The sequence below is a fragment of the Phaeodactylibacter sp. genome (assembly GCF_022763345.1).
Taxonomy (GTDB): Bacteria; Bacteroidota; Bacteroidia; order Chitinophagales; family Saprospiraceae; genus Phaeodactylibacter.
On the sequence record NZ_JALEGS010000111.1, the window covers coordinates 41,269 to 63,186 of the forward strand.

The window sequence follows — 21,918 nt, forward strand, 5'->3', positions numbered from 1 at the left end:
AAGCCTATCCTAACATTGATTCTATACCTACCCTGTCTTGCGCTGCTCCAGCGATCGTTACGATATATACTTTTGGAGGAGCTTCTTCTATTCGGTAAATGATGTTAAATGACCACTTGGACTGGTAACGGTATTCGTACTGCTTTTTTTCAACTGTTCGATAGACAGGGTTACGTTTTGGCATTATTTTGAGGGATTCAATTATCTCGATCAAGCCATTATAAACAATATTGGCATTTTGATTTGAGCCTTGCTTTTGAATATAATTTACAATAAGGTATAGCTGGTTCAAGGCCTGAGCAGTGATAATTACTTTGTATTGAGCCATTGTGCAGCCTGACTTTTGACTTGGTCTATAGTATAATACTCGCCTCTGGCTATTTGCTCTTCAGCTTCTGCTATACTAGTATCTGTTTCTTCAGTAGTAACCGGCAGCCCGGGAATGGCTACTTCAGGATTAGCTTTGCTGCTGCGCTGTACTTCCAACAATCTCTTTACTACATCATGATCTTGTAGGCTTACCAACCATTCAATGAGCTGTAATTTTTCAGCTTGTAAGTTCATTGTATGAATTTTTTAGTACTGTGAATATAACGGTTTTTCAGTCTAAAAAGGTCGTTGTGTTAACATCTTTACTCTACCGCTCTATGGTAATGGCGCGCAGTTCCCTATAATTCATTCGAAAATCCCAGCGTATAAGGCGAGACAATAAATGTGACAACATTGCCTATTTCATCCAGAGTTCCCGGCATGAGAGTAAATGGATTAGGCTACTACGCTTGCATCTGGCAGACGCACACCAGATTTGGCATACTAAAACAAACAAAAAAGGCAGCCCGAAGGCCACCTTCCCAAGATAGTTGCAATTATATCCAGGCTGTAGAAGCCTATTTAAAATTCTTAATTACACCCCAACTGCTCCTGCGACAGCGGGTCGTTATTCGGGAAGCAATTGCCCGACAGGACTTCTTCCGGCACAAACCGGTCCAGATTGGGATCGTAAAGCCCGTGCTCCAGGAATTCCACAAGGTCGTTAATTTCCTGCGCTGTAAGGTTCAGCGGGTGGAAGAAGGGAGAAATCTGTGTTTCCGGCACCCGGTCATTTTCGGGTACGGCTTCATTAAAGTATTCCACTACAGAGCGCAAAGAATGCCGGCTGCTGCCGTGGAAATAAAAGGGTGAATTTTTCATATTGTAGAGCTGAGGCACCTTGAACTTGTAGAAATCCTCCTCAAAACCGGTGAAACCGCCCCGCCCGAAGTTCCGGATATCGTTAGGGCCCGTAGCAAAAGCGCCGGATTCCCACAGATCGCGTACCCCGAGGGCATGAAACTCGTTACTGCTTAATGCGGCACCTTTGTGGCAGCGGTAACAGCCCGCTTTGGTGAAAAAGACCATGGCGCCTGCTTTTTCCTGATCGCTCATGGCGTTTTCCTCACCGCGCACCCAGCGCTGAAAGGGCGCCTCCGTGGTGGTCAGCGACCGCAGGTAAGCGGAAAGGGCAAAGCTTGTAGTCAGGGGAGAATAGCGGTCGCCTTCCGGAAAATCCGCAAAGGCAGCATCGTACATCGGCAGATAGCCCAGGGTATCGAGCCAGCCGATAGTCACCCGCATGCGGTGCAGGGCAAGCCCTTCGATAATCTGAGCCTCCAGCCCATCCAGGCCCCGCTCGTTGACTTCGGCGTCGCCCACCCAGGCATGCTCAGTGCCTCTGTTGGCATGATTAGCGCCAAACTTACCGCTCCAGGTGGAATTGGTAACAAAAGCGGTGTTGAGCACACTGAGTGGACGAGCGCCTTGCACGTCAAGCTCTTCTTCGGCGTAGTCAATGAGTTTGCCTCTACTTTCCCCGTTTTGGCCAAACCCTACGCCTCCATCTGCGATGCCTTGCTTTGAACCAGGCATGAACCCAGCGGAAGGCACATGGCAGCTGCCACAGGAGTAAGTGCCCTTACCACCTTCATGCATGGCATCCGCCGCCAGGCCGGTCTCAAAAAAGAGCATCCGGCCCAATTCTATTTTTTCTTTGGTTAATGGATTGCCCACTCCTGCCGGAACAGCACCTAATTCTGTATCACTATTGGGCAAACGGAAGTAATCCAATGAACCGTCCGGAGACAATTCCACCAACCGCCGCTCCAAACGGGTATCCAGTGGATTAGGTAATTGCTCGCTGGTACAGCCGACAAAAAAGGCAAGTACAGCGAACACCAATATTGCTAATGTTTGTCTTGATTGTGCTTTCATGGTGCTGAGTGGGAGGCTGTGTTTCGAGATTCACCGGGGGGAAGGATATGAGGTAATACGGGGAGGCGGGCCCGATGTTTCATCTTTTTATATTTTTTTATCCATAGCCCTAATTCTGAACCTTCACTTCGGTGTATTCCAAGAAATAACATGCTGTTAACCTGTAGCCCTGTACCTTTGCGGAAAAATGCGCGGCTACCTGCTTTCTTTACTGCTTTCAGTTGGTTTTTTGGCTGTTTTTCATGCCTGCCGGCCTACTGCCGGACCATCCCAATCTACTCCCACCGGAGCGGAATGGGCCCGTATCCACTGCGCCGCCTGCCATCAATTCCCGGAGCCGGAGCTATTGCCCAAATCAACCTGGGCCGCCCACGTACTGCCCCGCATGGGCTACTTTCTGGGGCATTATCCGGATGCCGATACCCGTCAGCAAATGATTGAAAGCGGACCGGGAGGCCAGGCGGTGGAAGCCCGCCGTATTTTCCCCGAACAACCGCTGATTGATTCGGCAACCTGGATGGCTATTCAGGCCTTTTACCTGGAAAATGCACCAGCCGTATGGGACCTGCCTGCTCTATTGGCATTGGACACCACCTCACTTTTTCAGGCCCGCTTTCCGGACTATTTCCTCTCTCCTCCATCCACCACCCTGATCGATGCCTTCCCCGGGGGCCTATACCTGGGTGACGCTAACAAGCAGCGGCTGATGGTTTTTGACCAAAATCTAAATCTCCGGCAACAAGCCAAAGTCCGGCAAGGTGCAGTCAGCCTGCAGGACAACCCTACCGATTTGCTCCTCACGGTCATGGGCTCTTTCTCCCCTACGGATGCGCCCGAAGGTTTTCTGCTTCAATTGCCCAAAGGAGGTGGGCAGCCTCCGCAAATCCTCATCGACAGCCTGCAACGGCCCGTGCATAGTGCCTATGCTGATCTGAACGGTGACGGCCGCATGGATGTGGTGATTGCCGAATTTGCCAAATGGACCGGACGGCTGGCCTGGTGGGAACAACATCCGGATGGCACCTTTGCCCCACACACCCTGCGCGCGCAGCCCGGCGCCATCAAAACCGCTATTGAGGACTTTACCGGAGACGGTAAGCCAGATATCCTGGCGCTCTTCGGGCAGGGCGACGAGGGGTTCTGGTTGTATGAAAATCTAGGGAATGGCATGTTTGAAGAGAAGCTCCTCCTTCGCCTGCCCGCTTCCTACGGCTCAAGCACCTTCCGTTTGCTCGACTATAATCAGGACGGGCATACCGACATTCTCTACACCGCTGGCGATAATGCCGACTACCCGCCTGTGCTGAAGCCTTACCACGGTATCTACCTCTTTGAAAACGATGGGGAAATGGGGTTTGAACAAGCCTTTTTTCAGCCACTGCCCGGCGCTTACGATGCCATCCCCGGGGATTTTGATCAGGATGGAGACCTGGACCTGGCAGCGATCTCCTTTTTTCCGGATTTTAAGCGGCAGCCGGAGGCCAGTTTTGTCTTTTTTGAAAATCAGGGCGGCTGGACCATGCGGGCTTCCACTTTTCCACAATCCAAGCTTGGAAGATGGATCGTCATGGACAGTGCCGATATCGACTCAGATGGGGACGACGACCTGGTCTTGGGGTCCCTCGCCTTTGAAGTTGTACCGGATCGGGGAGAAATAGAAGGCTGGGTGCAGAAGGGCATCCCGTTTGTGGTGCTTGAGAATCAGCTAAAGTAGAGGGGCAACTGCCTCTTTTTTTACTATTTTAGTTCAAAAATTGAGCACAGCAATAACTCCAATGCGGTCTTCCGCCCTTGATGCCCTACGTGGGCTGGCCATTATTGGCATGATTCTGTCCGGACATATTGCGCACGGCGGTGTCCTACCTGCCTGGATGCACCACGCTCAGGTGCCTCCTCCTGATCATCAGTTCAATCCTGCTATAGCAGGGATCACCTGGGTGGATTTGGTTTTTCCGATGTTTCTATTTGCTATGGGCATGGCCTTTCCGTTTTCCCTCCGCAGCCGGTTAGGGAAAGGCGTCGCGGAGTGGCGTATCGTCTTACAGGCCTTCAAACGTTGGGGCTGGTTGTTCTTTTTTGCCTTGTTCTACCAGCATCTGATCCCGCAATACATGACAAGCAGCCCGGGCACCGTGGAGCAACTGCTGGCTTTGGGGGGCTTTGTGCTGCTGTTTGCCATCTATGGCACGCACCCGCGCATACGGCAGTGGAAGTACCACGAACACTTTAACACCCTCGGGCTCTTACTGGCCATCGTGTACCTGCTATTGCTACCCGGTGAGTCTAAACCCGGGGACAGCCGGTACTTCTCACTGGAACGGACCGATATTATCATCCTGATTTTGTCCAACGTTGCTTTCTTTGGCGCAGTGGCCTGGCTGTTGACCCGCAACAACGTGCTGCCCCGGCTGGCCCTTCTGGCGGTGCTGTTCGCCCTTCGCCTCAGCCAATCTGCCGGCGACAACTGGACCGCAGTGCTTTGGAACGGCTCTCCCCTGCCCTGGTTCTTCAATTTCAGCTTTTTACAGTACCTGCATATTGTGCTCGCCGGATCCATTGTGGGTGATTTGGCACAAGCCTATGCTGCCAAAAGAGAGACCGGCGATGGTTCTTCCTCCCTGACTGCTACCGGATGGCTTATGGTCGCCCTGGTCATGTTATCTCTTACTGGTCTATTTGGCCGTTGGGGGTTTCCGTTGTTCCTGCTGCAATTAGGCTTTTTGGCGCTTACAGCCCTGCTGCTTCGAAAAGACGGCTCTCCCACCGCCCGTTTCCTGGGCCAATTGCTGGCATGGGGCAGTGCTTTCCTGATCATAGGTATGGCTTTTGAGCCCTATGAGGGCGGCATTCGTAAGGATCACGCCACGATGAGCTACTACTATGTGACTGCCGGGCTGTCCACCTTCCTGTTTATGGCCTTCTTCCTCTTGCTCGACCACTACCGGGCACGAGGTTGGCAGTGGCTAACTCACACTGGCCGCAACCCTATGATTGCCTACGTAGCGCCCTGGCTGCTGGTGTGGCCGATCTTAAAAATTTCCGGGCTGGCCGGCTTTGTGGAAGGTATGAATGGCAACGCGCTGCTGGGATTGCTTCGGGGCGTGCTCATTACCGGGCTATCGCTGGCAGCTACGGTGGGGCTGACGCGTTGGGGGTGGAGATGGAAGACGTAAATAGTGGTTAATTTCAGATTGTATTTTATCGTTTCATCGCTTACTCCTTAAGCCTAAGTTCAGCCACTTACAGAACATTGATTACCAGCCTGGCCCCGAACGAGAAGTTAGTGGTCAGACCGAAGAATAGTTTTTATATCCTGGGCTAAGTCATGAGTAAAGGCAATGGCTCCCTCAACATTCAAATGATTTGCATCGAAGAAAGAATACGCTTCGGCTCTTTCGGAATAATCAAGGAAGGGCACCTTGTACTGCTCAGCAAGCTGCAACATCTCCTGATTGAAACCTGGAAAAATCTGAGTTTCTTTTCTGCGTACCTTGCTGGTGACGGGCATTCGTACCAATACTACCGTTCCTCTTTTTGACAAAGCATTTATCAATTCGGAAAGCGCCTGAATTCGCTCTGGTGAAGGGATCTTCTTGGTGGAAATGCGGTCAATTTCAGCAGCTTCATCCTCAAGTGATTCTGCCCCTTTCCGATCTTTCAGGCCCATCCATCCTCCTTCAAAGAAACGGAAAGACTCGTTTTTTTCTGGTGGATCATTATCCAATATGGTGGACTTCTTCCGCCTGATTTTCCTTAGAAAATACTCTACATTAGGGTTGATGTTGACCAGAAAGAGGTCATAAATAGGATGCGCCCCTTCACTCCAAAGCGCTTTATATCTATTTTGTGACAGGTTATCCGGATTAACGGACAAAATAAAAACCGGAGTTTCTTTCCCTTTCGAAATCTTTCGCCTGACCAACTGATGATAATCCACCCCATAAGGTGTTACTGCTCCCACAAAGGCAAAATTGAGCATACGACCCTTCAACCCTAATTCCGCCTTTAGCACTTCAGGCGCAATACCAGTAGCCGCTCTGGAAATGCCCAAAATCAAATGCTCTGCCGAGTGAGTAAGCTTCGGATAAAAACAATCCACATTTTTGACCTGATTATGAGAAACCTGAGCATATGGCGGAAGTACGATCATACCTAACACCAAACTTTTCAGCAGAAAAGTTAAAACCGCTTTGTAAGGGTCGAACCAACTCATAACTCCAAAATTTTATAGCTGCTCCTAAAAATCAAAATAAATAAACTCCTGGTTGGAAGGCATACCGAAATACAATACAGCATGCAACAAAATGAGGTAGTAAGCCCAACGCACCCACCAGGCCTGCTGGCTCAGAAACACATCAATACGCTGACCTCTGAGCAGATAATGAAACCCATCCATCAATAATAATGCTCCAATACCAATGGCAACCTCCCGTACATCGATTACATCGACAATACTAAAATGCAATTGTATAGGCTCCCAAAACCTAAGCTGGCTAATAAGCGCAAAGGCGGTTTGTACATCTACCGCGCGAAAGAAAATAATGCTAATAATAGCTAGATTAAAAAAGAACGCAAAATCAATCAGCCAGCGCAATGGCCTGCCCTTCGGCAAACCAATCTTGCTCAGCCCGCGATCTACAGGTTTCGACAGCAGAGACTCCAGTGCAACGAATAGCCCGTTGAGCCCGCCCCAGATCAGAAACGTCCACTCCGCACCGTGCCAAATGCCATTCAGCGTAAAGGAAATGACCGTGGCGACGAGTATCCACGCCATGCCCCGCCCCATGGGCGTCAGCTGAAAAAACACATAGTCCCGAAACCAGTTGGTCAGCGTAATGTGCCACCCCCGCCAGAATTTATTGAAGGACGTGATGACATACACCCGGTTCTCAAAGTTTTGCGACAAGCGCACGCCCAATATCCGCGCACTACCAATGGCAATATCCGTGTAGGCCGAAAAATCGCAGAAAATCTGGAACAGAAAAAAGACCGAAGCCAGCCATATTGTGAAGCCTTCGTACTGCGTCGGGTGCCCGTAAACCTCGTCCACAAAGAGCGCCAGGCGGTCAGCTATGACCAGTTTTTTGAAAAGCCCCCAGAGGATAAGCTGCAGCCCGCCCACAATACGTTGGTAATCGAATTGGTAGTTGAAGTGGAACTGGGAAAGCAAATCCCGGGACCGCTCGATAGGACCAGCCACCAGCTGAGGGAAAAAACTCACGTACAGCGCATAACGCCCCAGGTGGCGCTCCGCTTTTGCAAAACCCTTGTACACATCAATGGTGTACGCCATCGTCTGAAAGGTGTAAAAGGAAATCCCCACCGGCAGGAGTATATCCAAATGGTAGGCTTCGAACGCCGGCTGAAACAGGCGGGCTACTTTAGCCGCCTCTCCACTCAAAAAATTAAAGTACTTAAAGGTGAACAACAGCCCCAAATTGGCTACGATACTGAGCCATAACCAGGTCTTTTTCCTTTGCCGGCTGCCCGCACTTTCTATTTGCAGGGCTGCTGTGTAATCGATCAGCGTGGACCCCACAATTAGCCAGATGTACCAGGGGTTCCAGTCCATGTAAAAGTAATAACTGGCCACCAGCAGCCACGCCCAGCGGAAACGCACCGGCGTCAGGAAAAATACCAGGGCGACAATCGGCAAAAAGAGATAGTAATCCAGGGATGTAAATAACATAGCTGGTGCTTAGTCGTGGTTTTCCTGATATTGCTTAAGCAGATGCTCAGCCAGCTCCTGTATCGAATCGAACGCCCAAAAGGTGTCTGGGGTGAGCCGGAGCTTCAGCCAGTCTGACAACTCATCGGAGATAAAGACCGCATCCACTGATTCCAGCGGATAGGCTTTGACCGGGTCGGCGGCTTTGATCTGCTCCATTGGCATTTTTACTTTTTCGGCAATCTGAAGCTTTAGCCATTCCACAATCGCCGGCACGCCAAAACCAGCAGTTCCTGGTTCAGGAATAGGAGCTGCTTCGGTAACAATAGTTTCGGGTTGAGCCCACTTGTGCATTATCCTCAATGCCCCGTTTTGGTAATCCTCCCGGGCTGCATAGCGCTGTACCTTGCCACTCGATGTTTTGGGCAGGCTCATGGGCCGGATCAGTACGATTGCGTGAGGCTGAATTTCAAAAACCTCGCTCACGGCCTGCCGGATGGCATCCACCACCTCCTGCTCATTCGCATTGCGCCACTCGGTCCGGCGGACTTCCTGTACGAGAACGAGGCGCTCACGGCCTGCTTTTTCTATTGCAAAGGCTGCACAGCCGTTGTCCTGAAGGGCAGGATGCGCATGCTCCACTACCTCCTCAATATCGTCCGGGTAGTAGTTGGTGCCTCGGATGATGATCAAATCTTTTTCCCGGCCGGTAATAAATAACTCGCCATTTACCAGAAAGCCCAGGTCACCGGTGCGGAGGTAGGGCCCTTCGCCGGAAGCTGTATAATTTTCAAATGTCTTTTTGCTTTCTTCCGGCCGTTCCCAGTAACCGGAGGCGATGGAGCCGGGATAACCCGCCCATATCTCCCCTTCCTTACCTTCCGGGCATAGCGCTCTGGTCCCGGTATCCACAATAACCACCCCTGCCCCGTCAACTGGTTTTCCATTGCTGACCTGCACCTGCTCAGGATTGGCACCCTGAAGTGCCCCATCGTCCCATGACAGTAAAGATTGCCCGGCTTCCGGATAATGCACCTTAGCTTTTTGGTCAATAGCGGAGGTCGTCACGATAAGGGTCGCTTCCGCCAGGCCGAAGGAAGGCAGGAATCCGGTTTTGGGAAATCCCACCGGACCAAAACGCTCACAGAAGGCCTGAATCGTACGCCACCGCACCCGCTCCGAGCCGGAAACCACACTGCGAATACTGCTGAGGTCCAGCCCTTCGAGCTGCTCGTCCGTGATTTTCTCGCAGCACAAATCAAAGGCAAAATTGGGGCCAAGGGTAAACTCAGCCTGATAACGGCTAACTGCAGCGAGCCATCGCACAGGCTTTTGTATAAAATGAACCGGAGACATAAAATAGCACTCCACCCCACCCTGAAATAAATAGGTTAACATGGAAATCAGCCCCATGTCGTGGTACATCGGTATCCAGGAAACACTTTTTGAAAGGTCAGGGATGTGCGTCTGCATACAGCCGATAATATTGGCCATGACATTTTCATGCCGGATGATGACGCCCTTAGGGTCACCTGTGGAACCTGATGTATACTGTAGGTAGGCTATACCTTCAAGGTCGGGCTGATGCGGCACCCACTCGGCAGATGTGCCCATCAATCCCTCTATAGGCAGGAAAGTATAAGCGGAGAAATCTTCTTTCATTCCTTCCATATACTCCACCCCTTTTTGGTCAGCCAGAATAAACCTGGCACCACAATCCTGCATGATTGCTTTGAGGCGCAACAAATTCCGGTTATTGCGGGGCGGGTAGGCAGGCACGGCAATCACACCTGCGTAGAAACAGCCAAATAAGGCAATCAGATACTCTATCCCCTGCGGAAAAAGCAAAAGCAATCGCTCCCCCTTTAGCCCATGTTCTTGCAAATGAGCCGCTACACGCCGGGCCTGCTCATCGAACAGCCGGTGGCTTAAGGATTGCTCATCAGACACGCCATCTCTCAAAAAAATGAAAGGAGTGAAATCAGGTGCCTCTTGTACACGACGCTGTAACAGGTCAACGAGATTTTCCATATCTGAGAAAATGTGGTATCTGATTAATGTTTATCTGACAAAACTCGTATTTTTTTCCGTAGTTTCGATGAAAACTACTGCCCCTTTATGAAAGAAGCACTGTTCTGGATCTTTATCATCATCTTCTCCCTCACTGCGATCATCACCCTGCTGGGGATTACAGGCGTTATTAAAACCATCAAGGAAAACTACCTGAATGCCCTCTTCACCGCACTTATCCTGGAGGTCGTCGCTGCAGTAGTCCTGCTCTTTCAAAACACCGATTTTCTTACGGGCCCGGTAGCAGATGGCCCCTGCCTGGAGGAGGTGATCACCCGGTCAGGCCTTACCGCACAGGCGGGGCAGGCGGCCAACGCCTCAGACTTTTTGGTGGAACAACTCAAACGCCTTTCCGTACTGGATGCCGCCACGGGCGATCAGGCCCTGCTCGCCGCCCAGTTGCAGGAACGGGACTCCCTACTGGAGGTGGCGAATACTGAAATCGAAGCGCTGGAAACCGAGCTTCAGCAACTTGGCCAGCAGTTTTATACCAAAATCACCAAGCTGCGCAACTACATCAGCCAGTACGGAGGCTTCATCAATCTGGCCTGGCGGGCAGAAGACAAAGCACCCGTATACCGCCTGCTGATTGAAATCTTTGGGGACATGGGCCTCATTCAGGATGAAAACACGCTTTACACTGGTGAAAACCGGGCCCAAATCAACTTTGCCGCCGTACGGTCTATCTACAAGGAATACAAAGCCAGCCTGCAGCAAGCCGTTGATAGCGACACCAAAGTTTACGTTGGCGAATACGATACCATCTTGTTTATCCGGACCTACCTCAACCAAACCGCCTACTGATCTATTTTTAATAGCAAAGGGAAACCCCTAACTTCGCGCCAAAATTACATAACCGATAAAACCAGTGATATGGCTAATGCATATTTCACACCGCCACCTGCGGTCAACGAACCTTCTCTGAGCTACGCACCCGGCACTCCGGAACGGGAAGCCCTCAAGGAGACGCTCAAAGCCATGAAGGCCGAACAGCGGGACGTCCCCATGACCATCGGCGGGAAAAAAATTACAACTGACACCAAAATTGCCATGCACCCTCCGCATGAGCTAAAGCATACGTTGGGCCATTACTACAAAGGCGGCCCGGAGCACGTCAATATGGCCATTGATGCCGCATTGGAAGCTAAGCCGGCCTGGGAGGCTATGCCTTGGCAGGAACGCGCAGCCATTTTCCTGCGCGCTGCCGACCTCATCTCTGGCCCCTACCGCTATAAAATGAACGCGGCTACGATGCTGGGACAGTCCAAGACACCCCATCAGTCTGAAATTGAGGCAGTGGCGGAGATCGCCGACTTCTTCCGCTTCAATGTGCAGTATATGACCGAGATGTACGAAGACCAGCCGCTGAGCGAGCCTGAGTCTGCAATCTGGAACCGGGTGGAATATCGGCCACTGGAAGGCTTTGTCTTTGCCATTACGCCGTTCAACTTCACCGCCATTGCCGGCAACCTGCCCGGTGCGCCTGCCCTCCTTGGCAACACCGTCGTCTGGAAGCCTGCAGAAACTCAGGTTTATTCAGCAGGCTTGCTAATGGAAGTACTGGAAGCTGCCGGGCTGCCGGATGGCGTCATCAACCTGGTGCTCGTAGACGGCCCTGTCGCCGGCGATATTATTTTTGAGCATAAGGACTTCGCCGGGCTGCACTTTACCGGAAGCACAAAAGTCTTTCAAAGCCTTTGGCAAACCATCGGAAAAAACCTGCCCAAGTACCGCAGTTACCCCCGTATCGTTGGGGAAACAGGGGGGAAGGACTTCCTGGTTATGCACCCTTCCTCTGATGTGCAGCAGGTGGTGACCGCTTTGGTCCGTGGTGCCTATGAGTATCAGGGTCAAAAATGCTCCGCTGCTTCCCGCGCTTACCTGCCAAAGAGCAAATGGCCAGCGCTCAAAGAGGGGCTGATCAGGGACATCATGACTGTAAAAATGGGTACCGTGGAGGACTTCAGCAACTTCATGGGTGCCGTGATCGATGAGCGGGCTTTTGACAAAATTGCTAACTACATCGAAATCGCTAAAAAGAGCGATGAAGCCGAAATCATCGTGGGGGGCGGCTATGATAAGTCGGAAGGCTACTTCATAGAACCTACGGTCATCGTAACTGGCAATCCGCACTTCACGACCATGGAGGAGGAAATCTTTGGACCGGTACTGACCATCTATGTATATGAAGACGAGGACTTTGAGGCAACGCTGGACCTTGTGGACAGCACCTCCCCTTATGCCCTTACCGGTGCAGTATTTTCCAACGACCGTTACGCGGCGCACAAGGCGATTGAGCGCCTGCGCCACTCTGCCGGCAACTTCTACATTAACGATAAGCCTACCGGTGCAGTGGTAGGACAGCAGCCTTTTGGCGGTGCCAGAGGTTCGGGTACGAACGACAAAGCAGGTTCCATCATCAACCTCTACCGTTGGGTCTCTGCCCGCTCTATCAAGGAAAACTTTAATCCGCCTTCGGATTACCGCTATCCTTACATGGGCTAACCGCAAGCATAATGACAAGCTAAAAAGCCCGGGGCAGCCAATGGTTGCTCCGGGTATTTTTTTAAGACCGTGTTGGGATTTTGGTCTTCTAGTCGAAAACTAACAATTTTTTGTTTAGACAAGAGCCGAAAACCGGAGTTTAGCCTTAGCTAAATGAGGATTTTCGGGGCGAAGTATAAGCAAAAAAGTGTAGTTTGCAGACCGATTACTAAAGTCCCAACACGGTCTAAGGCGTCACCGTGACTGCCTGAGCGATCTCCAATTCCCGCAAAGGCAATTGCACCCGGCCTACGCAGGTGTAAACGCCCGGATTGACCAGCTGTCCGTTCACCCGCCCATCCCATTGCACTGCTGACAAGGGGCCGGAGGTTTCATAAAGCAGCCCCCCGTAACGGTCGTATACCCGAAAGGAAATCACCCCTGCTGCCTGTGCCAGAGGTGTATACAGCTGAAGCACGTCATTGCGCCCGTCACCATTGGGGGAGAAAGCAGTGGGCAGGTAAACCGGGCAATCTGTAGCGACAACGATCGATTCCAACGTAGCCCTACACCCATTAGGCAGCTCTATAGCCAACGTATAAACACCGGGCAATAGGGCTTCAAACTGTGGCTCAGCCTGAAAGGGCCCGCCCGATAAACTAAATTGCAAACTATCCCCTGCTACGGCCACCTGAATTTTTCCATTCGGCTGATCACAATCTGAGGGTTCCACTTCCAGGCTCAGGAGCTCCGCCGTATCTTTTACTTCCAACACCAAAAGCCGGTCCAGCCCGCAGTCCCCCGCACTATCAATTTGGTAACGGTGCGTACCCGCTGTAGTGAAGCCTTCAAATGCCTCTCCTGCACAGATGGAAGCATAGAGCGTATCCTGATCCGGGCAGCAAAGGGGTGATTTTTCATCCGGAAAATACGGCACATCCACCATCTCATGATTGGCTTCTGCCAGCCAGGGCTGCGAGAATGCGCCACCGGAGCGGCTGTTCCAGGCTATAGCCGCTGGCTCCAGCTGACCGGATACGGACAAGCAATTTTCCGGGGCTTCCCACCAGTTTTCCGGCCATTGTAAAAAGGTGGCATCACCGGCAGTGCTACCGACCGAGAAGGTACTACCCGTTGCAGCGATGGTACCTGCGGGCCCAGGGACCAGTTGCAGAATGACTTCCTGGCCCTGCCCAATTCTTCGGCATTCGGCAAGCGTTCCATCTGCTTCAATCAGCAACCAAAGGCCCGTACCCTCTACCCCAGCAGATGCTTCGAAGCGATTGGCTGCGACCACTACCCGCCCATCGGCCCGTTGATACCCTCCGGAGGCAGCTAGCAAACTTGCCCCCTCAGGATCGTGGAAACGCCGGGTTAGAACCTGATCGCCATTCTCGTCCGCCCATACCAATAATAAATCAGGGGTATCCGCACCTACAGTGCCCACCATAAGGCACCCCTCTTCCAGCGGTATAATCTGCCGGAAACTGCAGGGCTGATCCTCCGTCACATCCATAGCGTACCAGGACAGCGGCTGCCCGGCTGTATTGAGCGTAGCCCAGAAGGCTTCCTCTGTTCCATCTGCGAGTGAAGCAGCCCCCGCTATCCAAAACCGATTGCCGTGCTCAAGTCCGTGTGCCGGAAAAACCCAGTCCAGGCTTTCATGGCGAAGCTGTGTCCCCCAGATGGGACTTCCGTTGTCCTGCAACAGTGTGAGGTAAGCCGGGCGGTCCTGCCCTACGGCCTCATGCATCACCACAGCGATGTTGCCGGCATCAGTTGTAAAAACAGCATCCGCGTGTTCATCGTCCCCGCCGGTGGTACGGCCAAAGTAGCGGCTCCAGCCAATAATACCATTGGATTCAAAATAATGCAGAAAAACATCATCAATCACATTGGGATTACCGGGCTCCACCATCCGGCCCAGCACCAGGACGCCATCCTGATGGGGCGCTAAATCGTTGACAAGATCACGACCGGGCGTGCCTACAGCTCTGGCCCAAAGCATATTGCCACTAGCATCCAGCTTTAGGAGCACGGCATTTTCCCCACCAATCTCGGCTTGCACCTGAAGCAGTAGGTAGAAGGCGTTGTTTTGCCAAATGATCCGCTGACCCGTTTCAGGGCGATCCGTGCCCAGCACCTGAATATCGGTCTGCCCGAAGCTCAGTGAACCACTCAAAAACAGGAGAAGAATCAATAACGGGGTTTTCATGAAAAAAGTGTTGCTTGTAAAGAGAACGCGTATTTCAGGGTGGTAGTGCTAGTGTTAATTAACCTCCCTGTCCTATTTTTCAATCAGGAAGCCTTACCTTTCCACACCAACTGATGCAGCGATTATGCCGAAACAATCTACCTTTTACGATGACCGTCCGGAAGATTTGCAAGCCTATATCCGAAATATTAGCAACAACCGGCATCCCCTGAGCCTGCTCCTTGCAGGCATTACCGACGTGCGGAATATCGGCAGCCTTTTCCGCCTGGCGGATGCGGCACGCCTGGCCCACCTTTACTTCTATGGGCCGGCGGAGCTGCTGGAACACCGCAAAGTGAGGCGGGTCGCCCGGGCTACCTTAGACTATGTACCCCATAGCGTGCTGGACCTCGAAGGTGTTCAGGAACTTGAAAAAGACCATGTTTTGTTGGGTCTGGAAATTACGGATCAAAGCCTGCCCTATACGCAGGTGGAAGCGCAGGAAAAAACCGTCTTGGTGGTCGGCCAGGAAGCGCATGGTATCCCACCCGAAATACTGGCGCTGTGCACGCGAACCATGCACCTGCCCATGTACGGGGTCAATACCTCTATGAATGTGGCGATGGCAGCGGGGATTGCGGTCTATGATCAGATCAGACAGTTGAAAAACACTAAAGTTCTTCCACCCAACCTTCAATGAAAAGCACCTCTGCTTTTCGCTGATTGCTAAAGTAGACTTTGACTTTCTTCTTAAAATAGCCCAGGTCACGGGCATCGTAAGTCACGGCGATGACACCCGTGGAATCCGGCGCAATGGGCACTTCATCCCATTCGGGCACCGTACAGCCACAGGAAGTCCGCACATTATCGATGACCATAGGCTCACCGCTGACGTTCCGAAAAACAAATTTATGAGTCGAAGGCTGATTCCGAATCAGGTCGCCCATCTCATAGGAAGTCTCCCCCTCCCACTCGACTACTGGCCCCATCAGGAACAAACAGGCTGACATAAATATCAAAAGTCGCATAGCTGATTTTTTAAGACCAGAAGATTCAGGCAGCAATTAAAAATCACGCTCGTCCGCTTCCGTTTCAGAAGCCTTGCGCAAAACATCCCAGGTATGGTCTGCCAGGAGCTCCACCGTGGCTACAAAGCGATAAGGCGGGTTGGGGCCCCACTCTTCCGGGCTGACCATAGAAAGCACGTATTCGCTCCCGTCCCGGCGCTCGTACAGGTGGTAAACAAAGCCAATCAAAGGCTCAAAATTCATTTGAGCATTATAGATTTGCTCAGATATGGAGATGCGGTCCTGAATACCCTTAGCCTGCTGCGCCAGCAGCTCTATCTGCTTGCGGATTTGCTCCAGCTGCATATCCGATTGCTTATACATGGCTTTGACCGCCCTGCCCTTCACCTTTCCTTTGTCGATGGGTTTGATCTCCACACCGCTTACGGTATGGGCGTAAGGCAAGTTGTGCGGATTTTCCGCAATTTTATCCGGATCAATGGGGTTGATGAATTTTTCCTTCTTTTCGCTCATACAAGCTTTTTCAGATTATATAAACGTAAAAATCAATTTGGCCCGGGTATTGTTCAAAATTGCTGGCCCGCAAATAAAAACAGCGCCCGAAATCATACCCGGGCGCTGCTGCGTAGTTTGCTTTGTTTCTTGGCGGCAGGCTATTTCAGCTGGAAGCTGCTCGTACCAGCCAGGTAGCCTTTGTTGTAGATTTCCACTTCGTAGTTGCCTTCCTGAAATGCTTCGCTCGGAGCCCAAGTCAGGCAGAGGCGCTGCTCGTCGCGGTCGTAGTCTACCTCCTTGATCATGGTGTAACGAATTTGCTCCCCGTTGGCGTTATTAACAAAAACGCCCGACCCCATAGACTCCACCGCGAGGGTCTCACCCAGCGGGTTGACAATACGGATCAGGAATTCCTCCACGCCAGATTCCGCCACCTGATTGGCAGTGGTATTGAAGCATACCTGTAGCTGATCTACATTTTTGGCGCTCCGGCGGGAAGCCGTTTTGCCATTGTCTCGCAGCTTTAGGCCTTCTGCCTCTACATTCGTTACTTTGACCACAGAGGCAATATTCACCTTCTTAGCCAGGCGTGCCCGGTCCGCTTCTACAGCCTCCTTTTCGCTCACCAGTGCCGCTTTTGCAGAAGACAGTTCCATATTGCGCATGCGGGCGGAGTCGAGGTTGGAATTCAGAGAATAGTTTTCCTCGCTCAGGGCGGCAGTCCGCTCTGTAAGCTCCTCGTTTTCCTGACGGAGCTGATTGATTTCCGCCAGATACTGCTCGACCTTGGCATTCATGCCGTTGATCTGCTTGCGGGCTTCTGCCAGTTGGCGGCTATCGCGGAGGAGGATATCGATCCGGTCTTTAGACTCCTTGAGCTCCGCCTTTTGGGCTTCGATGAGTGCGTTGAGCTCTTCATTGCTGCCGCGCATCTCTTCCAGCTCAGAAAGGGCTTCGTAGTACTGCTTCTCCAGTTCGGCCTTCAGCTGCTCCGATTCATTCAGCTCGTAGGTCAGGCTATCGTTGGCGTTGTTTTTGTTGACCAGGCTAATCACCAGTACAATACACACGATGGCAAGCACTGCGATGGTCGCGATTGCTGCAATTTTCAACTTTTGTTGCCCGTCATCTTTCTTACCAGGTCCGGGATTAGGCGTTGGGCCGGAAGGATTAGGCGTTGGATTGGTGGTTGACATAATAGAATCGTTAGTTTGTTAGAAGTGTCAGGTTTGAGACGCAAAGCCATGCTGGGCGTCACTTACTAAACACGGCATTAACGAGTGCCATGGGCGAACTATTGCCCAATCGAAAAAAAAGTAGGCCAAAAGCTACGCTTCCAGTGCCTGTGCCAGGTCTTGCCGGATATCCTCCACATGCTCCAACCCCACAGATACCCGGATCATGCCCGGCCCTATGCCCACCGCCGTCTGATCAGCCTCTGAAAGTTTCGAGTGGGTCGTGGTAGCCGGGTGGGTGACAATGGTGCGCGTATCCCCCAGGTTTGAAGACAAAGAGCACATCTGAATATGGCTTAAAAACTGCCGCCCGGATTCCAGTCCTCCCTTCAGATCAAATGCGACGATACCACCACCATGCTTCATTTGCTTTTTAGCCAGCGCATACTGTGGATGGCTTTCCAGGTGCGGATAGTGCACCCGTTCCACTTCCGGGCGTGCTTCCAGCCATTTGGCTATTTCAAGGGCGTTGGCGCAATGCCGGTCCATGCGTACACTTAGGGTTTCCAGGCTTTTCGACAGCACCCAGGCATTGAAAGGGGACATAGCCGGCCCCGTATGCCGGCAGAAAAACCGCAGTTCTTCGATAAGGTCTGCCTTGCCCACGACGATACCGCCAAGGACTCTCCCCTGCCCGTCCATCCACTTGGTGGCAGAATGCACGATGAGGCCTGCACCGTACCGGCCGGGCTGCTGCAAATAAGGCGTGGCGAAGCAGTTGTCTACGTTGAAAACAAGCCCATGCGCTTTCGCGAAATCGCCCGCTGCCTCAAGGTCTATCAGCTGAAGACCAGGGTTGGAAGGTGTCTCCAGGACCAGCATCTTAGTGGAAGGTTGCAGATGCGCCGCCCAGCTGCCCACATCAAGCGGGTCTACGTAAGAATGCGTGATGCCCCAACGCGGCAAGAGCTCAGTTAAAATTTGATGGGTGGAGCCGAATACCGCCCTCGAAGCCAGCACATGATCGCCGGCCTTTAAAAAGGCGGCCATGCTTGCGAATACTGCCGACATACCGGAAGCCAGCGCAAAGCCATCTTCGGCGCCTTCCATCGAACAGACCTTTTGAATCAGTTCGTCTGTATTGGGATTGCTGTAGCGGCTGTAGATGTTGTCATCAGCACTGCCCTGAAAAGCCAGCTCCATCTGTTCAGGGCCTGGGAAAACAAAGCTGGAAGTCATAAAAAGCGGTGCACTGTGCTCTCGTTGCTCGGTGCGCTTCATCTGCCCGCGAATGGCGTTGGTTTCAAAATGGTTAGAGGACATAAGCGATTTTAAATTCCTATAAAATCTATAGAGTAAAAATAATTTATCAAATTTGCACCGGCAAAAGCGAGGGCGGCGGACACAAGTAGGCAAAGGTTTGGGCAAATAGCAAAAAACCTATTTCTTTGCGATTCATTTGTGTGTCAATTATTAAACGTATTCCGGGGCAGCCAACATCAGCAAAAGACTGACAAGCACTCGCCAATTCCAGACAACACCTTTACGGTGGCTATCCCGGGCACAAAAAGAACCCGTTTTGACAGAACACATCCACCCTATTTTCGACCGGCTGCTACAGCGCAGCGACCGGGAGCGAAGGCTTGGCCAACGGAGTAAAGTCCTGTGGCTTACCGGCTTGTCCGGCTCGGGCAAAAGCACGATTGCTCAGCATTTGGAACGCTACCTTTATAATAATGGTTTCTTTGCGCAGGTGCTCGATGGCGACAACATCCGCAGCGGCATTAATAACAACCTCAGTTTCAGCCTGGAAGACCGGCAGGAAAATATCCGCCGCATTGCGGAAATCGCCCGGCTGTACCTCGACAGCGGCATTATCACGCTGAATTCCTTCATCAGCCCAACGGTGGAAATACGAGACATGGCCCGGCAGATTATCGGGCACGAAGACTTCCTCGAAATTTACATCAATGCACCATTGGAAGTCTGCGAATCCAGGGATGTCAAAGGGCTTTATGAAAAAGCAAGAGCCGGCCAGATTAAAGGCTTCACTGGCATTGATGCCCCCTATGAGCCACCGCCCCACCCTGCGCTGGAAATCAAAACCGACAAGCAGTCGCTGGAAGAGAGCGTAGAGGCCGTCTTCCAATTCCTGAAACCACATATTGAATTACCTAAAGCATAACCGCAGGCGCTCTGCAACCGGAGCACTGATCAATCATTGCGAATAACCTTTACATTATGAGTTATCATCTCAATCACCTCAAAGAGCTGGAATCAGAATCCATCTTCATCATGCGCGAAGTCGCGGCTCAGTTTGAGCGGCCAGTGCTGATGTTTTCCGGAGGCAAGGACTCCATCCTTATGGTACACCTGGCCCGCAAGGCTTTCTTTCCAGCCAATATTCCTTTTCCGCTATTGCACGTAGATACCGGGCACAATTTCCCGGAAACCATTGAATACCGGGACAAACTGGTCCGGGAAACCGGCACCCGCCTGATTGTTGGTTCTGTACAGGAGGCCATCGACAGCGGTGCTATTGTGGAGGAGAAAGGGTACAACGCCAGCCGCAACTACCTGCAAACGCATGTATTGCTCGAAGAGCTGGAAAAAGGCAAATTCGATGCTGCACTGGGCGGTGCCCGCCGGGACGAAGAGAAAGCCCGTGCCAAGGAGCGCTTCTTCTCCCACCGCGATGAATTTGGGCAATGGGACCCCAAAAATCAGCGCCCGGAGCTCTGGAACCTGTTCAACGGCAAGAAAAACTACGGGGAGCACTTCCGCGTCTTCCCTATCAGCAACTGGACGGAGCTCGATGTGTGGATGTACCTGGCAATGGAAGAAGTAGAACTGCCGAGCCTTTACTTTGCCCACGAGCGCCCCGTTTTTGCCCGGGAAGGCACACTGCTTGCAGATTGCGAATACATCCACAAGCGGCCTGAAGAAGCAGCCGCAGTGGAAACCCGCATGGTACGCTGCCGTACTATTGGCGACATGACCTGCACCGGTGTATGGGAATCTGAGGCCAAAACCATTGAGGATATCATCAAGGAGGTCTCCATTGCCCGTAAAACAGAGCGGGGCGGCCGTACAGACGATAAGCGCTCTGAAACTGCCATGGAGGACCGAAAGAAACAAGGCTACTTCTAGACTCCCCAATCGATCAATCAAGGAAAAACAAAAGCAAAATGGAAAATTACGATAATATGGAGCTGCTCCGGTTCACCACAGCGGGCAGTGTAGATGATGGCAAGTCCACCCTTATCGGGCGGCTGCTGTACGATAGCAAGTCAATTTTTGAGGATCAGTACGATGCCGTGCGCGAGAGCAGCGAACGACGGGGGGAAGAAGGCGTTAACCTGGCGCTTCTCACCGACGGCCTGAAAGCCGAACGCGAACAGGGCATTACCATAGATGTGGCCTATCGCTACTTCTCAACACCCAAGCGCAAATTCATCATCGCTGATACGCCGGGCCACATTCAGTATACCCGGAATATGGTCACCGGGGCATCTACAGCCAACGTCGCACTCATCCTCATTGATGCCCGCCGGGGCGTACTGGAACAAACCCGCCGGCATGCCTTTATCGCATCCCTGCTGCAAATTCCGCACCTTGTCGTGTGTATCAATAAGATGGACCTCGTCGACTATTCGGAGGAGACTTACGAAAAGATCAAACAGGACTTTGAGGAGTTTTCCTACAAACTGAATGTCAATGACGTCCACTTTATCCCAATTTCTGCGCTGAAGGGCGATAACGTGGTGACCAAGTCGGAAAGCACCCCCTGGTACGATGGCTCTACCCTGCTTTACTACCTGGAGAACGTACACATTGGCAGCGACCACAACTTCATTGACTGCCGCTTCCCGGTACAGTATGTGGTGCGTCCCAACTCTGATGACTACCACGACTACCGGGGCTATGCCGGACGCATCGCCGGTGGCATCTTCAAAAAAGGAGATGATGTAATGCTGCTGCCTTCCGGATTCACCAGCAAAATCAAAAAGATTGACACCTTTGACGGGGAAGTCGACGAGGCGTACCCACCGATGTCGGTGACCCTCCTGCTGGAGGATGACCTCGACCTAAGCCGGGGCGACATGATTGTGCGGGAAAACAACCACCCTGAGGTAGAGCAGGACCTGGAAATCATGGTTTGCTGGTTCTCGGACCGTCCGCTGCAACCCCGGGGTAAATATGCCGTACTTCATACCACCAAAGAGGTGCGCTGTATCGTCAAGGAGATACGGTACAAACTGGACATTAACACCCTACACCGCAACGAAGAAGACAAGACCATCGGCATGAATGACATCGCACGTGTGGTGATACGGACTACTAAGCCGCTGTACTACGATGCCTACCGTAAAAACCGCATTACCGGCAGCGTGATCTTCGTAGATGAGGGGACGAATGAGACCGTAGGCGCGGGCATGATTATTTAAGCCTAAAGTATTTGCGCTTCCCTTCTGCCGCCTGTCTGAACCTGACCTTCAGACAGGCGGCTTTTTTATGCCCCGGAAGCATCCCCTGCTAAAATCGGGCTTTGAGAAA

At 52.0% G+C, this 21,918-nt stretch carries 19 protein-coding genes; 8 read left to right on the top strand and 11 right to left on the bottom strand.

Features of this window, described 5'->3' with window-relative positions; all coding sequences use genetic code 11:
- Positions 1–4 precede the first annotated feature (4 nt).
- From MRY86_RS26305 to MRY86_RS26315, 3 genes are all read right to left on the bottom strand, one after another.
- A complete protein-coding gene (locus tag MRY86_RS26305; RefSeq protein ID WP_293568106.1) occupies positions 5–328 on the bottom strand; it encodes a type II toxin-antitoxin system RelE/ParE family toxin in 324 nt (107 codons plus the stop codon).
- Complete coding sequence (locus MRY86_RS26310) at positions 310–564, bottom strand: hypothetical protein (RefSeq protein WP_293568108.1); 255 nt, start codon at positions 562–564, stop codon at positions 310–312. The genes MRY86_RS26305 and MRY86_RS26310 overlap by 19 nt, the downstream gene beginning before the upstream one ends.
- A 336-nt stretch (positions 565–900) precedes the next feature.
- Positions 901–2,211, bottom strand: a complete 1,311-nt coding sequence (locus tag MRY86_RS26315) for a cytochrome c peroxidase (RefSeq protein ID WP_293568110.1) — start codon at positions 2,209–2,211, stop codon at positions 901–903.
- A gap of 223 nt (positions 2,212–2,434) precedes the next feature.
- On the opposite strand from MRY86_RS26315, the gene MRY86_RS26320 reads away from it, so the two are divergent.
- Entirely contained in the window at positions 2,435–3,961 is a 1,527-nt protein-coding gene (locus MRY86_RS26320) for a VCBS repeat-containing protein (RefSeq protein ID WP_293568112.1), read from the top strand.
- 40 nt (positions 3,962–4,001) lie between these two features.
- On the top strand, positions 4,002–5,420 hold the full coding sequence (locus MRY86_RS26325; protein ID WP_293568114.1) for a DUF5009 domain-containing protein: 1,419 nt from the start codon (positions 4,002–4,004) through the stop codon (positions 5,418–5,420).
- 107 nt (positions 5,421–5,527) lie between these two features.
- Here MRY86_RS26325 and MRY86_RS26330 read toward each other — a convergent pair whose 3' ends face one another.
- The 3 genes from MRY86_RS26330 to MRY86_RS26340 are packed head-to-tail and all read right to left on the bottom strand — an operon-like array spanning position 5,528 to position 9,946.
- Positions 5,528–6,460, bottom strand: coding sequence for a hypothetical protein (locus MRY86_RS26330; RefSeq protein ID WP_293568116.1), 933 nt, complete (start codon positions 6,458–6,460; stop codon positions 5,528–5,530).
- Positions 6,461–6,484: 24 nt separating this feature from the next.
- Positions 6,485–7,936 carry an MBOAT family O-acyltransferase gene (locus tag MRY86_RS26335; protein WP_293568118.1) on the bottom strand — a complete coding sequence of 484 codons (1,452 nt, stop codon included), beginning with the start codon at positions 7,934–7,936 and terminating at the stop codon, positions 6,485–6,487.
- A 9-nt stretch (positions 7,937–7,945) separates the two neighbouring features.
- Positions 7,946–9,946, bottom strand: coding sequence for an AMP-binding protein (locus MRY86_RS26340; RefSeq protein ID WP_293568120.1), 2,001 nt, complete (start codon positions 9,944–9,946; stop codon positions 7,946–7,948).
- Positions 9,947–10,033: 87 nt separating this feature from the next.
- On the opposite strand from MRY86_RS26340, the gene MRY86_RS26345 reads away from it, so the two are divergent.
- On the top strand, positions 10,034–10,789 hold the full coding sequence (locus tag MRY86_RS26345; RefSeq protein WP_293568122.1) for a hypothetical protein: 756 nt from the start codon (positions 10,034–10,036) through the stop codon (positions 10,787–10,789).
- Positions 10,790–10,858: 69 nt separating this feature from the next.
- Positions 10,859–12,490, top strand: coding sequence for an L-glutamate gamma-semialdehyde dehydrogenase (gene pruA, locus MRY86_RS26350; RefSeq protein WP_293568124.1), 1,632 nt, complete (start codon positions 10,859–10,861; stop codon positions 12,488–12,490).
- 226 nt (positions 12,491–12,716) lie between these two features.
- Here the strand turns inward: pruA and MRY86_RS26355 are convergent, their stop codons facing one another.
- Complete coding sequence (locus MRY86_RS26355) at positions 12,717–14,684, bottom strand: T9SS type B sorting domain-containing protein (RefSeq protein ID WP_293568126.1); 1,968 nt, start codon at positions 14,682–14,684, stop codon at positions 12,717–12,719.
- A 124-nt stretch (positions 14,685–14,808) separates the two neighbouring features.
- Between MRY86_RS26355 and MRY86_RS26360 the strand changes: the two genes are divergently transcribed.
- Positions 14,809–15,363 (top strand): TrmH family RNA methyltransferase, encoded by a 555-nt coding sequence (locus tag MRY86_RS26360; protein WP_293568128.1) that lies wholly within the window; start codon positions 14,809–14,811, stop codon positions 15,361–15,363.
- Here the strand turns inward: MRY86_RS26360 and MRY86_RS26365 are convergent.
- The 4 genes from MRY86_RS26365 to MRY86_RS26380 all read right to left on the bottom strand — a co-directional run bounded on the left by MRY86_RS26365 (position 15,335) and on the right by MRY86_RS26380 (position 18,684).
- Complete coding sequence (locus MRY86_RS26365) at positions 15,335–15,691, bottom strand: DUF1573 domain-containing protein (RefSeq protein WP_293568130.1); 357 nt, start codon at positions 15,689–15,691, stop codon at positions 15,335–15,337. The two genes, MRY86_RS26360 and MRY86_RS26365, sit on opposite strands and share 29 nt — an antisense overlap.
- Before the next feature lie 36 nt (positions 15,692–15,727).
- On the bottom strand, positions 15,728–16,204 hold the full coding sequence (locus MRY86_RS26370; protein ID WP_293568132.1) for a DUF2452 domain-containing protein: 477 nt from the start codon (positions 16,202–16,204) through the stop codon (positions 15,728–15,730).
- A 140-nt stretch (positions 16,205–16,344) separates the two neighbouring features.
- The gene (locus MRY86_RS26375) at positions 16,345–17,382 is read right to left on the bottom strand and encodes a hypothetical protein (RefSeq protein WP_293568133.1); all 1,038 of its coding nucleotides are present in this window, start codon (positions 17,380–17,382) and stop codon (positions 16,345–16,347) included.
- A 132-nt stretch (positions 17,383–17,514) separates the two neighbouring features.
- Positions 17,515–18,684, bottom strand: a complete 1,170-nt coding sequence (locus tag MRY86_RS26380; protein ID WP_293568135.1) for a PLP-dependent transferase — start codon at positions 18,682–18,684, stop codon at positions 17,515–17,517.
- A gap of 256 nt (positions 18,685–18,940) precedes the next feature.
- On the opposite strand from MRY86_RS26380, the gene cysC reads away from it, so the two are divergent.
- Genes cysC through cysN form a run of 3 tightly spaced genes read left to right on the top strand, consistent with a single transcriptional unit; the run spans position 18,941 to position 21,809 of the window.
- Positions 18,941–19,546, top strand: a complete 606-nt coding sequence (gene cysC / locus MRY86_RS26385) for an adenylyl-sulfate kinase (RefSeq protein ID WP_293568137.1) — start codon at positions 18,941–18,943, stop codon at positions 19,544–19,546.
- Between the two features lie 53 nt (positions 19,547–19,599).
- On the top strand, positions 19,600–20,511 hold the full coding sequence (gene cysD, locus MRY86_RS26390; RefSeq protein WP_363325444.1) for a sulfate adenylyltransferase subunit CysD: 912 nt from the start codon (positions 19,600–19,602) through the stop codon (positions 20,509–20,511).
- Positions 20,512–20,519: 8 nt separating this feature from the next.
- Positions 20,520–21,809, top strand: a complete 1,290-nt coding sequence (cysN, locus tag MRY86_RS26395; RefSeq protein ID WP_293568172.1) for a sulfate adenylyltransferase subunit CysN — start codon at positions 20,520–20,522, stop codon at positions 21,807–21,809.
- The last annotated feature ends 109 nt before the right edge of the window (positions 21,810–21,918 follow it).